At 60.9% G+C, this 12934-nt stretch carries 15 protein-coding genes; all 15 read right to left on the bottom strand.

From position 1 onward, the window contains the following. Positions 1 to 24: 24 nt before the first annotated feature. The 15 genes from fliA to JBE38_RS01640 all read right to left on the bottom strand — a co-directional run bounded on the left by fliA (position 25) and on the right by JBE38_RS01640 (position 12843). Positions 25 to 765, bottom strand: a complete 741-nt coding sequence (gene fliA, locus JBE38_RS01710) for an RNA polymerase sigma factor FliA (RefSeq protein WP_060756019.1) — start codon at positions 763 to 765, stop codon at positions 25 to 27. After that, complete coding sequence (gene fleN / locus JBE38_RS01705; protein WP_003192912.1) at positions 762 to 1595, bottom strand: flagellar synthesis regulator FleN; 834 nt, start codon at positions 1593 to 1595, stop codon at positions 762 to 764. Before fleN ends, fliA begins: the two co-directional genes overlap by 4 nt. Positions 1596 to 1700: 105 nt before the next feature. Beyond that, positions 1701 to 3017: a flagellar biosynthesis protein FlhF gene (gene flhF / locus JBE38_RS01700; RefSeq protein WP_090369534.1), complete on the bottom strand. Its 1317-nt coding sequence runs from the start codon at positions 3015 to 3017 to the stop codon at positions 1701 to 1703. A gap of 12 nt (positions 3018 to 3029) precedes the next feature. Then, a complete protein-coding gene (flhA, locus tag JBE38_RS01695) occupies positions 3030 to 5144 on the bottom strand; it encodes a flagellar biosynthesis protein FlhA (RefSeq protein WP_218580543.1) in 2115 nt (704 codons plus the stop codon). Between the two features lie 143 nt (positions 5145 to 5287). Next, positions 5288 to 5491, bottom strand: a complete 204-nt coding sequence (locus tag JBE38_RS01690) for a cold-shock protein (RefSeq protein WP_205343415.1) — start codon at positions 5489 to 5491, stop codon at positions 5288 to 5290. Between the two features lie 18 nt (positions 5492 to 5509). Beyond that, positions 5510 to 5722 carry a cold-shock protein gene (locus JBE38_RS01685; protein WP_372241678.1) on the bottom strand — a complete coding sequence of 71 codons (213 nt, stop codon included), beginning with the start codon at positions 5720 to 5722 and terminating at the stop codon, positions 5510 to 5512. A gap of 260 nt (positions 5723 to 5982) precedes the next feature. Further along, positions 5983 to 7119: a flagellar biosynthesis protein FlhB gene (flhB, locus tag JBE38_RS01680; protein ID WP_060756024.1), complete on the bottom strand. Its 1137-nt coding sequence runs from the start codon at positions 7117 to 7119 to the stop codon at positions 5983 to 5985. A 3-nt stretch (positions 7120 to 7122) separates the two neighbouring features. Next, positions 7123 to 7908: a flagellar biosynthetic protein FliR gene (gene fliR / locus JBE38_RS01675; protein ID WP_060756025.1), complete on the bottom strand. Its 786-nt coding sequence runs from the start codon at positions 7906 to 7908 to the stop codon at positions 7123 to 7125. A 7-nt stretch (positions 7909 to 7915) separates the two neighbouring features. Next, the gene (fliQ, locus tag JBE38_RS01670) at positions 7916 to 8185 is read right to left on the bottom strand and encodes a flagellar biosynthesis protein FliQ (protein WP_060756026.1); all 270 of its coding nucleotides are present in this window, start codon (positions 8183 to 8185) and stop codon (positions 7916 to 7918) included. Between the two features lie 3 nt (positions 8186 to 8188). Beyond that, positions 8189 to 8932 (bottom strand): flagellar type III secretion system pore protein FliP, encoded by a 744-nt coding sequence (gene fliP, locus JBE38_RS01665; protein ID WP_060756027.1) that lies wholly within the window; start codon positions 8930 to 8932, stop codon positions 8189 to 8191. Then, on the bottom strand, positions 8932 to 9369 hold the full coding sequence (gene fliO, locus JBE38_RS01660) for a flagellar biosynthetic protein FliO (protein WP_205343414.1): 438 nt from the start codon (positions 9367 to 9369) through the stop codon (positions 8932 to 8934). The genes fliP and fliO overlap by 1 nt, the downstream gene beginning before the upstream one ends. 1 nt (position 9370) lies before the next feature. Further along, the gene (gene fliN / locus JBE38_RS01655) at positions 9371 to 9838 is read right to left on the bottom strand and encodes a flagellar motor switch protein FliN (protein ID WP_104994424.1); all 468 of its coding nucleotides are present in this window, start codon (positions 9836 to 9838) and stop codon (positions 9371 to 9373) included. A 46-nt stretch (positions 9839 to 9884) separates the two neighbouring features. Beyond that, positions 9885 to 10853, bottom strand: coding sequence for a flagellar motor switch protein FliM (gene fliM, locus JBE38_RS01650; protein ID WP_090369530.1), 969 nt, complete (start codon positions 10851 to 10853; stop codon positions 9885 to 9887). Between the two features lie 9 nt (positions 10854 to 10862). Then, complete coding sequence (gene fliL / locus JBE38_RS01645) at positions 10863 to 11363, bottom strand: flagellar basal body-associated protein FliL (RefSeq protein ID WP_060756031.1); 501 nt, start codon at positions 11361 to 11363, stop codon at positions 10863 to 10865. A gap of 133 nt (positions 11364 to 11496) precedes the next feature. After that, a complete protein-coding gene (locus tag JBE38_RS01640; RefSeq protein WP_205343413.1) occupies positions 11497 to 12843 on the bottom strand; it encodes a flagellar hook-length control protein FliK in 1347 nt (448 codons plus the stop codon). Positions 12844 to 12934: the final 91 nt, after the last annotated feature.

Below are 12934 nucleotides of genomic sequence, written 5' to 3'. Positions count from 1 at the left end.
TCTACAGTGTCCCCACACTGCCTGTCAGCGCGCGCGCCACTCCCCCAACCGCCCCCGCAAGCGGGCTGCGCACTGGCTATGCAGCTGGCTGACACGCGATTCGCTGACCCCCAGGACCTCACCGATTTCCTTGAGGTTCAGCTCTTCGTCGTAGTACAGCGCCAACACCAGTCGCTCACGCTCCGGCAAATTGGCAATCGCGTCCGCCAACGCCCTCTGGAAACGCTCATCTTCCAAGTCACGCGACGGTTCGAGATGTGCACTCGCGCCGTCCTCGTGCAGCCCTTCGTGTTCGCCGTCCTGCAACAGGTCGTCGAAACTGAACAGGCGGCTGCCCAAGGTATCGTTCAAAATCCCGTAATAATCATCGAGACTCAATTGGAGTTCGGCCGCAACTTCATGATCTTTAGCGTCACGACCGGTTTTTGCTTCAATTGCGCGAATGGCATCACTGACCATTCGCGTGTTGCGGTGTACCGAACGCGGCGCCCAATCCCCTTTACGGACCTCATCGAGCATCGCGCCACGGATACGGATACCCGCATACGTCTCGAAACTCGCACCCTTGCTCGCGTCATATTTGGTCGACACTTCGAGCAAGCCGATCATGCCGGCCTGGATCAGGTCTTCCACCTGCACACTGGCCGGCAGGCGCGCCAGCAAGTGGTAGGCAATGCGCTTGACCAAGGGCGCATAACGCTCGATCAATTCGCCCTGGCTGTCACGTGCCGATTTCTTGTAAAGGTTATAGCCGCTGGCTGTCATAGCACCGGTCCTGCGCTCGTCTGATGCACCAATCGCTCGACGAAAAACTCCAGATGCCCCCGCGGGTTGGCAGGCAACGGCCAGGTATCGACCTTCTGGGCAATAGCCTTGAACGCCAACGCGCATTTGGAACGAGGGAACGCTTCATAGACCGCACGCTGCTTTTGCACGGCCTTGCGCACACACTCGTCATAGGGAACTGCGCCAACGTATTGTAAGGCGACATCGAGAAAACGGTCCGTGACCTTGGTCAACTTGGCGAACAGATTCCGGCCTTCCTGCGGGCTTTGGGCCATGTTGGCCAGCACGCGGAAGCGGTTCATGCCGTAGTCACGGTTAAGCAGTTTGATCAGAGCATAGGCGTCGGTGATCGAGGTGGGTTCGTCGCAGACCACCAGCAATACTTCCTGCGCGGCGCGCACGAAGCTGACCACGGATTCGCCGATCCCGGCGGCGGTGTCGATCACCAGCACATCGAGGTTGTCGCCGATATCGCTGAACGCCTGGATCAGGCCGGCGTGCTGCGCCGGGCTCAGGTGCACCATGCTCTGGGTGCCCGAGGCGGCAGGCACGATACGAATGCCTCCGGGGCCTTGCAGCAACACATCGCGCAGCTCGCAACGGCCCTCGATCACATCGGCGAGGGTGTGTTTGGGTGTCAGCCCCAGCAGAACGTCCACGTTCGCCAGGCCCAGGTCAGCATCCAGCAGCATGACGCGACGGCCAAGTTCTGCCAGGGCCAGGGACAAATTCACCGACACGTTAGTTTTCCCGACGCCACCTTTGCCGCCGGTCACCGCGATCACCTGTACAGGATGCATGCTGCCCATTTTATTTCTTTACCTTGTCTTGCTTAGACGCAGGCTACACGGCTTGGTCGCGTGAATCGCTTGCAGACCATCAATGTAGATACATTTCACAGTGCTCATCCTGCCTCACCCCACCCGTTTTGCCGGGTTGTGGTAAAGGTCGGCGAACATATCAGCCATCGCTTCCTCGCTAGGCTCTTCTTGCATTTGCACGCTGACAGCACGGCTGACCAACTGATGACGACGCGGCAGATGCAAATCATCTGGAATCCGCGGGCCATCGGTCAGGTAGGCAACCGGTAATTCATGACCGATAGCCAGGCTCAACACCTCACCCAAGTTTGCAGTTTCGTCTAGTTTGGTGAGGATGCAACCCGCCAGGCCGCAACGTTTGTAGCTGTGGTACGCAGCGGTAAGAACCTGTTTCTGGCTGGTGGTTGCAAGCACCAGGTAATTTTTCGCCTTGATGCCACGCCCGGCCAGGCTTTCCAGCTGCATGCGCAGCGCCGGATCGCTGGCTTGCAGGCCGGCGGTGTCGATCAACACCACGCGCTTGCGCAACAGCGGGTCAAGGGCATTGGCCAGGGACTGGCCCGGGTCGACGTGGGTCACCGGCACATTGAGGATGCGCCCCAGGGTCTTGAGCTGTTCCTGGGCGCCGATACGATAACTGTCCATGCTCACCAGCGCGATACTCGACGCGCCGTACTTGAGCACATACCGGGCGGCCAGCTTGGCCAGGGTGGTGGTCTTGCCCATGCCGGCCGGGCCGACCATGGCGATCACGCCACCCTCTTCCAGCGGTTCGAGCTCCGGGGTGACGATCATGCGGGCCAAGTGGGCCAGCAACATGCGCCACGCCTGGCGGGGCTCTTCGACCTCGGTGGTCAGCGCCAGCAGGTCGCGGGACAGCGGGCCGGACAGGCCGATACGCTGCAAGCGACGCCACAGGTTGGCCTGGTGCGGCTTGCTGCCTTGCAACTGTGTCCAGGCCAACGAACCCAACTGCACTTCGAGCAGTTCACGCAGGCCATTGAGTTCAGAGCGCATCGAGTCGAACACGCGCTGGTCGACCGCAGCCGTCGGAGCCGGCGCTGCGGGACGTGGCGGTTCAACGAAGGTCGGCTCGACCAGCGGCTCGGCGGCCGTCAGCGGCAGGCCGGCGAACAATTGGCGATTGGTGCTAGCGTCGCTGTCGCCACGCATGCTCAGCTCGGCCTGGGCCGACACAATGCGCGAGGCGGTCTTGCGCAACTCGTCTTCGAGTTCCATGTTCGGCACGCGCGGCGCCAACGCCTGGGGGGTGTAATCCAGGGCAGCCGTCAGCTCGACACCGCCGGCAATGCGACGGTTACCGATAATCGCGGCATCGGCGCCCAGCTCATCACGGACCAGTTTCATGGCCTGACGCATATCGGCGGCGAAAAAACGCTTAACTTGCATAACCCACTACCCTCAGCCGTTGGGCCCTACTGTCGCGACGATAGTCACTTGCTTGTTGTCAGGAATTTCCTGATAAGCCAAAACGTGCAAATTCGGTACTGCCAGGCGTCCGAACCGCGACAACATCGCTCGAACCGGCCCCGCCACCAGCAGAATCACCGGATGGCCCGCCATTTCCTGGCGCTGCGCCGCTTCGATCAACGAACGCTGGAGCTTTTCAGCCATGCTCGGTTCCAGCAGAACGCCCTCTTCCTGGCCTTGTCCGGCCTTCTGGATACTATTGAGCAATATTTGTTCCAACCTGGGCTCCAAGGTGATCACAGGCAGCTCAGACTCAATGCCTACAATGCTTTGCACGATGGCACGGGACAAGCCGACGCGCACGGCGGCCACCAGAGCGGCAGTATCTTGACTCTTGGCGGCATTGTTGGCGATGGCTTCCGCGATGCTGCGAATGTCGCGCACCGGCACTTGCTCGGCGAGCAACGCCTGCAGCACTTTGAGCAACTGCGACAGCGACAGCACCCCCGGCACCAGCTCTTCGGCCAGTTTTGGCGAGGCTTTGGCCAGCAACCCCATCAATTGCTGGACTTCCTCATGGCCGATCAGTTCATGGGAGTGCTTGTACAGAATCTGGTTAAGGTGGGTGGCGACCACCGTGCTGGCGTCCACCACCGTATATCCGAGGGATTGCGCCTGGCTGCGCTGACTGACTTCGACCCACACCGCATCCAGGCCGAAAGCCGGATCTTTGGCGGTAATGCCATTGAGCGTACCGAACACCTGGCCGGGGTTGATCGCCAGTTCGCGGTCCGGGTAGATCTCGGCTTCGGCCAGGATCACACCCATCAGGGTCAGGCGGTAGGCACTGGGGGCCAGGTCGAGGTTGTCGCGGATGTGTACGGTCGGCATCAGGAAGCCCAGGTCCTGGGACAGCTTCTTGCGGACCCCCTTGATGCGTGCAAGCAACTGGCCGCCCTGGTTACGGTCCACCAGAGGGATCAGGCGGTAGCCCACTTCCAGGCCGATCATGTCGATCGGGGTCACGTCGTCCCAGCCAAGCTCCTTGGTTTCCTGGGCGCGGGCCGGCGATGGCAACAGTTCCTGCTGACGGGCGATTTCCTGCTGAGCCAGGACCTTCACCTGGTTCTGCTTGCGCCAGAACAGGTAGGCAGCGCCGGCCGCCATGGCCGCCATGCTGAGGAACGACACATGCGGCATACCCGGCACAATGCCCATGATCGCCATAATCGCTGCCGCCACCGCCAGCGCCTTCGGCGAGGCGAACATCTGGCGGCTGATCTGCTTGCCCATGTCTTCGGAACCCGAAGCACGGGTCACCATGATGGCTGCGGCTGTGGATAACAACAGTGATGGCAATTGCGCCACTAAACCGTCACCAATGGTCAGCAAGGCGTAGACCTTGCCCGCATCACCGAACGTCATGCCGTGCTGGAAGATACCGACCGCCATGCCGCCGATCAGGTTGATGAACAGAATCAGCAAGCCGGCAATGGCGTCACCGCGCACGAATTTGCTGGCACCGTCCATGGAACCGTAAAACTCGGCTTCCTGGGCGACTTCCGCACGCCGCGCCTTGGCCTGGCCCTGGTCGATCAGACCGGCGTTGAGGTCGGCGTCGATAGCCATCTGTTTGCCAGGCATTGCATCGAGGGTAAACCGCGCGCTTACCTCGGAAATTCGTCCGGCACCCTTGGTCACCACCACGAAGTTGATGATCATCAGGATCGCGAACACGACGATACCGACCACGTAGTTACCGCCGATCACCACCTCACCGAAGGCCTGAATCACCTTACCGGCGGCGGCGTGACCGTCCTGGCCGTGCAGCATCACCACCCGGGTAGACGCCACGTTCAGTGCCAGGCGCAACAGCGTGGCAACCAGCAGGATGGTGGGGAAAACCGCGAAGTCCAGGGGCCGCAGGGCGTAGACGCACACCAGCAGCACCACGACCGACAGGGCAATGTTGAAAGTGAAGAACACGTCCAGCAAGAACGGCGGCATCGGCAACATCATCATTGCCAGCATCACCAGCAACAACAATGGCACACCCAGATTGCCCCGCGAGAGGTCAGTCAGGGTGCCACGGGCCGTGCTGAGCATTTGAGAGCGATCCACCGGTATTCCTCGTGTCCCTTGAAGCAAAGTTTTGACGCCGGGAGGCGTCCTGCAGGCCGGGTTGCAAGAAGCCTTCCAACTTTTGCTTCAAGGGACAGATCGCCCTCAGCGAGGGCATGTTGCCGGATTTACGCGGGGCGCACGTCTTCCGCCTGGGGGCCTTTTTGCCCCTGGGTTATTTCAAATTCCACTTTTTCACCTTCGCCAACGGTTTTAAATCCTTCACCTCGAATCGCGGAATAGTGAACAAAAACGTCAGCCCCGCCACCGTCCGGGGTGATAAACCCAAAGCCTTTTTCCGCGTTGAACCATTTCACAGTGCCTGTTGCCATCGCCGTTCTCCTGACTTATCACTCAAGAACTCGCGGGATAACCCTGACGCCGACTGCATAAATACCGTCGGGTCGGTGTATCCCCTGAAACTCCACGTGCTGGCCCACCGCGAGCCGAATGCAGCGCGAACCGATGAGATCCACTTTCACGTCGTCCTCACCTTTCAGGGCAATCAAACCTTTTCCGGAGTGCGGGTCATAAGATTTGACCTTGCCTCTGAGTAGTTTCAAAACCATTCTCCCTGCATCTCGTTTACAGCCTGCGCGCAGTGCTTGAGGCAATAGAACCGCGAGGGGGCTTTGCTGACTACTGTCAAAGTTGACAGGTGGCGGGCATTCACGACGAGTGGTATGAGCCCGCTCTCTCTGTAGGAGCAAGCTTGCTCGCGAAGGACGTCAACGAAGACGCGGGAAAGCTGGAAATACGAGGGGTCTTTGAGTTTTTCGCGAGCAAGCTCGCTCCTACATGATTTGGCGCATTAGCGTGGCTTTCAGGAATCCCGACGCAATTCCGGCGGAATCGGCAAGTCCTTGAGCGGGTCCGGACGCTTGCCCTTGCCCGCTCGGTATTGGCGGATCTGATAGACATACGCCAGTACCTGGGCCACGGCCAGGTACAACCCGGCGGGAATCTCTTGATCGAGATCGGTGGAATAGAAGATCGACCGCGCAAGCGCCGGCGACTCCAGCAGCAGAATGTCGTTGGCCACGGCGATTTCGCGGATTTTCAGGGCCGTGAAGTCGCTGCCCTTGGCCAGCAGCATCGGCGCGCCGCCCTTCTCCGGGTCGTACTTGAGCGCCACGGCGTAGTGAGTCGGGTTGGTGATGACCACATCGGCATCGGGCACCGCCGCCATCATCTTGCGCTGGGACATTTCGCGCTGCAGTTGCCGGATACGCTGTTTGACCTCGGGTCGCCCTTCCTGGTCCTTGTGCTCGTCGCGCACTTCCTGCTTGGTCATCAGCAGCTTCTTGTGGCTTTCCCACAGCTGGATCGGCGCATCCACCGCCGCGATGATGATCAGCCCGCAAGCCATCCACAGCGCACTCCAGCCCACCACTTGTACGCTGTGGATGATGGCTGACTCCAACGGCTCGTGGGCGATGCGCAGCAAGTCGTCGATATCGGACGACAACACCGTCAGCGCCACGAACAGAATCAGGATGAATTTGGCCAGCGCCTTGAGCAACTCAACCAGTGCCTTGCCGGAAAACATACGCTTGAGCCCCGGCCCCGGGTTCATCCGGCTGAACTTGGGCGCCATGCTGCCGGCGGCAAACAACCAGCCCCCCAAGGACACCGGACCGATCAACGCCGCCAGCAGCAGCGTGATCAGCACCGGCTGCACCGCCAGCAGGGCGATCTTGCCCGAGTGCAGCAGGTACAGGCCCATGGCGCCGGGGCTCAGCAACACCTCACGCGGCAAGGCGAAGTTGAGCTTCATCAGCTCCATCAGGTCCAGCGCCAGGCCGCCGCCGTAGATCAACAGGCCACCGGCGCCGGCCAGCATCACGGCGAGTGTATTGAGCTCTTTGGAGCGGGCAATCTCGCCCTTCTCCCGGGATTCCTTCTTACGTTTCTCCGTGGGGTCTTCTGTTTTGTCCTGACCACTCTCGCTCTCGGCCATGGCTCAGCGCGCCCGTGCCAGATCACGTAAGAACTGCAAGGCGTCGGTCGCCAGCGGTTGATACTGATTGAGAATGTCAGCCATGCCGACCCAGAAAATCCCCATGCCCAGCACCAGGGTCAGGGGGAAACCGATCGAGAAGATATTCAACTGCGGCGCCGCACGGGTCATCACCCCAAACGCGATGTTGACCACCAGCAGCGCGGTGATTGCCGGCAGCACCAGCAACAGCGAAGCGCCCAGCACCCAAGTCAGGCGACCGACCAACTCCCAGAAATGGTTGACCACCAACCCCGAGCCCACCGGCAAGGTAGTGAAGCTCTCAGTCATGACCTCGAACACCACCAGATGGCCATTCATCGACAGGAACAGCAACGTCACCAGCATGGTCAGGAACTGCCCGATCACCGCTGCCGACACGCCGTTGGTGGGGTCGACCATGGACGCGAAGCCCATGCCCATCTGGATCGAGATAATTTGCCCGGCGATCACAAACGCCTGGAAGAACAGGGTCAGCGAAAAACCCAGCAATGCACCGATCAGGATCTGCTCGGCAATCAGCAACAACGCGCTGAGGTCCAGGGCATTCACCGGCGGCATCGGCGGCAGCCCGGGGACAATCACCACGGTAATGGCAACGGCGAAATACAGGCGGATACGTCGCGGGACCAAGGTGGTGCCGAACACCGGCATGGTCATCAGCACCGCCGTCACGCGAAACATCGGCAAGATGAAAGACGCCACCCAGGTACTGATCTGGGTGTCGGTCAATGCCAACACGGATTGCATGGGCAGGTCAGCCGATCAACTGCGGAATACTGCCGTACAACTGCAGGATGTATTCCATGAAAGTGCGCACCAGCCACGGGCCGGCGACAATCAGGGTGACCAGCATCACCAGCAGGCGCGGCAGGAAGCTCAAGGTCTGTTCGTTGATCTGGGTCGCGGCCTGGAACATCGCCACCAGCAGGCCGACCAACAGGCTCGGTACCACCAGCACGGCGACCATCATGGTGGTCAGCCACAGCGCTTCACGGAACAGGTCGACCGCAACTTCTGGAGTCATGCGCTATACCCCTCCGAAACTGCCGGCCAAGGTGCCGATAATCAGCGCCCAGCCGTCCACCAGCACAAACAGCATGATCTTGAACGGCAACGAGATGATCAGCGGCGACAGCATCATCATCCCCATGGCCATCAACACACTCGCTACCACCAGGTCGATGATCAGGAACGGGATGAAGATCATGAAGCCGATCTGGAACGCGGTCTTCAATTCGGACGTGACGAACGCCGGCACCAGGATGGTCAACGGGGCCTGATCCGGGGTGGCGATGTCGGTACGCTTGGACAAACGCATGAACAGCTCAAGGTCGCTGGAGCGGGTCTGCGAGAGCATGAAGTCCTTGATCGGCCCCTGGGCCTTGTCGATCGCGTCCTGGGCGGTGAGCTTTTCCGCCAGGTACGGTTGCAGGGCTTGCTGGTTCACCTTGTCGAACACCGGTGCCATGATGAACAGCGTCAGGAACAAGGCCATGCCGGTGAGGATCTGGTTCGACGGCGTCTGCTGCAGGCCCAGGGCCTGGCGCAGGATCGAGAAGACAATGATGATCCGCGTGAAGCTGGTCATCAGCATGACAAACGCCGGGATAAAACTCAGCGCGGTCATGATCAGCAGGATCTGCAGGCTGACCGAATATTCCTGCGCCCCGGCGGCGTTGGTGCCCAGCGTGATTGCCGGGATCGACAACGGGTCGGCGGCCCACGCCAATGGCGCAGCCAGCAACAGCATGAGCGTCAATAAAACGCGCATTACTTCTTATCCTTCTGATCCTTGCCCAGCAACTCCATCAGGCGCTGGGCGAATTCTGGCGTGGAGGCCTCGGTCTTGGCCGCTTCCACCGGCTTCTTGAGCACATGCAGCGCAGCGATGCGGCCCGGTGTGATACCCAGCAGAATCTGCTCCTCGCCGACCTGCACCAGCACCAGGCGATCACGCGGGCCGAGGGCCCGCGAGCCGATCATCTCGATGACCTGACCATTGCCCGGGCCGATGCGCTGCACACGACGCATCAACCAGGCCAGCACGAAAATCAAGCCGACCACCAGCAACAACCCCAGCACCAGCTGGGTCAACTGGCCGCCGATGCCACTGCTGACCACGGGAGCCGCCGCCACTTGCGCGACCGGCTCCGCCGCCAGGGCGCTCAATGGCAGCGCCAGTAACAGTCCCGCCATCGAAGACTTCATATCAGCGCAACTTCTTGATGCGTTCGCTCGGGCTGATCACGTCGGTCAGGCGGATACCGAACTTCTCGTTGACCACCACCACTTCGCCGTGGGCAATCAATGTCCCGTTGACCAGCACGTCCAGCGGCTCACCGGCCAGGCGGTCGAGCTCGATCACCGAACCCTGGTTGAGTTGCAGCAGGTTGCGGATGTTGATTTCGGTACTGCCCACTTCCATGGAAATCGACACCGGGATGTCGAGGATCACGTCCAGGTTCGGCCCGTCGAGGCTCACCGGGTTGTTGTTTTTCGGCATGCTGCCGAATTCTTCCATGGGCAGGCGAGTGCCGGCGGATGAGCTGGCGGCGTCGGCGGCCAGCAGCGCGTCGATATCGTCCTGGCCTACATCGCCGGTCTCTTCCAGGGCTGCCGCCCATTCGTCAGCCAGAGCCTGGTCTTCGGCGGAAGTGTTTTCGTGTTCGGTAGCCATTACATGTCCTCGGCGAAGCAAACATTCATCAATAAATTAGGGCGGGTCAGCGGCGGTTGATCGGTTCGATCACTTGCAACGCCAGGTTGCCCTTGTGGGAACCGAGCTTGACCTTGAACGATGGCACACCATTGGCCCGCATGATCATTTCTTCGGGCAAGTCCACCGGAATGACGTCCCCCGGCTGCATGTGCAAAATGTCGCGCAGACGCAACTGGCGACGGGCGACGGTGGCGTTCAGCGGCACGTCGACATCCAGCAGGTCTTCGCGCAGGGCCTTGACCCAACGCTCGTCCTGATCGTCCAGGTCGGACTGGAAACCGGCGTCGAGCATTTCACGCACCGGCTCGATCATCGAATACGGCATGGTCACGTGCAGGTCGCCGCCACCGCCATCGAGTTCGATGTGGAAAGTGGAGACCACAATGGCCTCGCTGGGGCCAACGATGTTGGCCATGGCCGGGTTCACTTCCGAGTTGATGTACTCGAAATTGACTTCCATGATCGCCTGCCAGGCTTCCTTCAAGTCGATAAAGGCTTGCTCCAGCACCATGCGCACCACACGCAATTCAGTCGGTGTGAATTCACGGCCTTCGATCTTGGCGTGACGGCCGTCGCCACCGAAGAAGTTATCCACCAGCTTGAACACTAATTTAGCGTCAAGGATGAACAACGCGGTGCCGCGCAACGGCTTGATCTTGACCAGGTTGAGGCTGGTGGGCACGTACAGCGAGTGCACGTACTCGCCGAACTTCATCACCTGCACGCCGCCCACCGCCACATCCGCCGAGCGGCGCAGCATGTTGAACATGCTGATACGAGTGTAGCGGGCAAAACGCTCATTGATCATTTCCAGGGTCGGCATGCGTCCACGGACGATGCGATCCTGGCTGGTCAGGTCGTAGCTTTTGATGCTGCCGGGCTCGGCAGCCATGTCGGTCTGTACCAGACCATCGTCGACGCCATGCAACAGCGCATCGATTTCATCCTGGGACAGCAGGTCTTGCACGGCCATGTCGTGATCCTACTGCAATACGAAGTTAGTGAAGAGCGCCTGCTCGACCACGACTTTGCCGAGCTCTTTCTGGGCCACTTCCTGCACACTGGCAGTGACCTTCTGACGCAGCATTTCCTGGCCCACAGGGGTGGCCAGGGTGTCGAAGCTCTGCCCGGAGAACAGCATCACCAGGTTGTTGCGGATCACCGGCATATGCACCTTGAGGGCGTCCAGATCTGCCTGGTTACGCGCCAGCAAGGTTATGCTCACCTGCAGGTAGCGTTGATGACCGTTCTGATTGAAGTTGGCGACAAAGGCCGGAAGCATCGGCTCGAAGATTGCCGGTTGCTTGACGTTAGTGGCGGTTTCGGCGGCGGGGGCCGGTTTGCTGGCACTGCTGTGCATGATGTACCACGTGCCGCCAACAGAGGCGCCAATGGCCAGGAGCAGGCCCAGCACAATCACCAGGATCAGCTTGAGCTTGCCTTTGCCTGCGGGTGGAGTTGCTGCGTCGTCGCTCTTCGCCATGCCAATAATCCGTCACTATTCGGGGATTCATAGATCTACGGAAAGGCAAGAGCAAGTGTTATGCCAGAGTTGTCTGCCATGCAGGCCCAGCACATCAAAGTGGGAGCAAGCCCCTCCCACAGTTGGTTACGAATCAGGCGTAGTAATCAACCGCGCTGGACCCGATCACGCTGGAAATGACGGGCGCCGCTGTTTCAGCCACGTCGATGTGCCCACTACTCTCGCCGCTGTCCCCGCGCCTGCCACTGCCACTCAAGCCGGCCTGGGCCTGAGCCTGAGCTTGTTGCTGCTGCTCCTGGCCACGGGACTGGTCGGAAACGTTGACGTCCACCTGCCCCATGCCCTGCTGGGCAAACATCTCCCGCAAACGTCCGGACTGGCTTTCCAGGGCCTCGCGCACCACTGCATGGCCGCTCATGAACTGGACCTGAGCCTGTTGGTCCGGCGTCATGTTGACCTTGATATCCAGGCGCCCCAGCTCTGCCGGCTGCAATTGGATCTCGGCCGACTTGAGGCCGGCGCTGGACAGGTACATCACGCGATTGACCACTTCTTCGGTCCAGCCGCTCTGGTGCATGGCCAGCGGCGCATTGGCCACCGGCGGCAAGGCGTTAGCCGTTTTCGGCGTGGCGGCCTGGGTCAGCGCAGCCAGGCGGTTTGCGAAGTCATCGACGCGGGTATCGCTGCTGGCCTCTTTCAAATCCTTGAGGCCACTGTCGATCAGCCCGCTGAAGGCTTTGTCACCGCCATCGGTGCTGTCCTTGGTGGCCTGTTGATCGACCATTGTCGCCAGGCCGGCCGCGAAACTCTGCGCAGCGGTCGGTTGGTCCTGGGTCGGCGCCGATGGGGTTTTCTGCGGCGCCTGGCTGCCGGCCGACACGTGCCCGCCCTGCTCCATTGCCAAACGCACGGTCGGCATCGAGTCCAGTGGGTCGGCCGACGGATCGAACGCCGGCTGCGGGGTGTCATCCGTCGCCGCGACGGGTGCGGCAACCACCGGCTGGGCCTTGTCATCCTTGGCCGCGGCAGCAGGGGCCGGGGTTTCCACAGGAACAGGCACAGCTACCACCGGTGTGACGGCGGCAATCACCGCCGGGTCGACCACGGGGTCAACAGGAGGTTGCTGGACCAGGGACGGGTCGGTGGGCTTGGCGTCGTCACTGCCGGCGCTGTCATCGGACTTGGCCGGCGGGTTGGCAGGCAAGAGATTGCCGCTATCGGCAACCGCTGGCTTGCTGGCGGCAGGCTTGTCGTTGCTATCCACCGACGAGGCGCTGCTCACCGAAGGCTTGTCACGGGTGGATTGGGTCGGGGTGTCACCGCTCTTCACCGACGGCTTCGAACCTTGGCTGGCGAACACTTGAGCAAAGCCAGGGCCCTTGTCCTGCGGGGCCGCAGCAGCTGCCACAGGTGTAGCGGCGGGCGCTTGAGGCTTGGCTGCGGGGGCAGCCTGGAGGAGCGAGTTGGGGGCGACTGGCATAGGTAAAGGTCTCCACTGCACAGGGGTCGGGGATGCTGTGCTAGGAGGTAGAGCAAGAGTCGGGCCAGGTTTGTGTCTGTGCCTGCGCAGG

Origin of the sequence: Pseudomonas sp. ICBG1301, from assembly GCF_016918385.1 — a bacterium.
Classification (GTDB): domain Bacteria; phylum Pseudomonadota; class Gammaproteobacteria; order Pseudomonadales; family Pseudomonadaceae; genus Aquipseudomonas; species Aquipseudomonas palleroniana.
Note: the sequence above shows the minus strand (reverse complement) of the source record. Positions and strands in the feature narration are given on the sequence as shown.

What these genes read in the sequence shown, in the direction of transcription:
- fliA (WP_060756019.1), bottom strand. Translation starts at nt 765, where the DNA reads ATGACAGCCAGCGGCTATAACCTTTACAAGAAATCGGCACGTGACAGC.
- fleN (WP_003192912.1), bottom strand. Translation starts at nt 1,595, where the DNA reads ATGGGCAGCATGCATCCTGTACAGGTGATCGCGGTGACCGGCGGCAAA.
- flhF (WP_090369534.1), bottom strand. Translation starts at nt 3,017, where the DNA reads ATGCAAGTTAAGCGTTTTTTCGCCGCCGATATGCGTCAGGCCATGAAA.
- flhA (WP_218580543.1), bottom strand. Translation starts at nt 5,144, where the DNA reads ATGCTCAGCACGGCCCGTGGCACCCTGACTGACCTCTCGCGGGGCAAT.
- JBE38_RS01690 (WP_205343415.1), bottom strand. Translation starts at nt 5,491, where the DNA reads ATGGCAACAGGCACTGTGAAATGGTTCAACGCGGAAAAAGGCTTTGGG.
- flhB (WP_060756024.1), bottom strand. Translation starts at nt 7,119, where the DNA reads ATGGCCGAGAGCGAGAGTGGTCAGGACAAAACAGAAGACCCCACGGAG.
- fliR (WP_060756025.1), bottom strand. Translation starts at nt 7,908, where the DNA reads ATGCAATCCGTGTTGGCATTGACCGACACCCAGATCAGTACCTGGGTG.
- fliQ (WP_060756026.1), bottom strand. Translation starts at nt 8,185, where the DNA reads ATGACTCCAGAAGTTGCGGTCGACCTGTTCCGTGAAGCGCTGTGGCTG.
- fliP (WP_060756027.1), bottom strand. Translation starts at nt 8,932, where the DNA reads ATGCGCGTTTTATTGACGCTCATGCTGTTGCTGGCTGCGCCATTGGCG.
- fliO (WP_205343414.1), bottom strand. Translation starts at nt 9,369, where the DNA reads ATGAAGTCTTCGATGGCGGGACTGTTACTGGCGCTGCCATTGAGCGCC.
- fliN (WP_104994424.1), bottom strand. Translation starts at nt 9,838, where the DNA reads ATGGCTACCGAACACGAAAACACTTCCGCCGAAGACCAGGCTCTGGCT.
- fliM (WP_090369530.1), bottom strand. Translation starts at nt 10,853, where the DNA reads ATGGCCGTGCAAGACCTGCTGTCCCAGGATGAAATCGATGCGCTGTTG.
- fliL (WP_060756031.1), bottom strand. Translation starts at nt 11,363, where the DNA reads ATGGCGAAGAGCGACGACGCAGCAACTCCACCCGCAGGCAAAGGCAAG.
- JBE38_RS01640 (WP_205343413.1), bottom strand. Translation starts at nt 12,843, where the DNA reads ATGCCAGTCGCCCCCAACTCGCTCCTCCAGGCTGCCCCCGCAGCCAAG.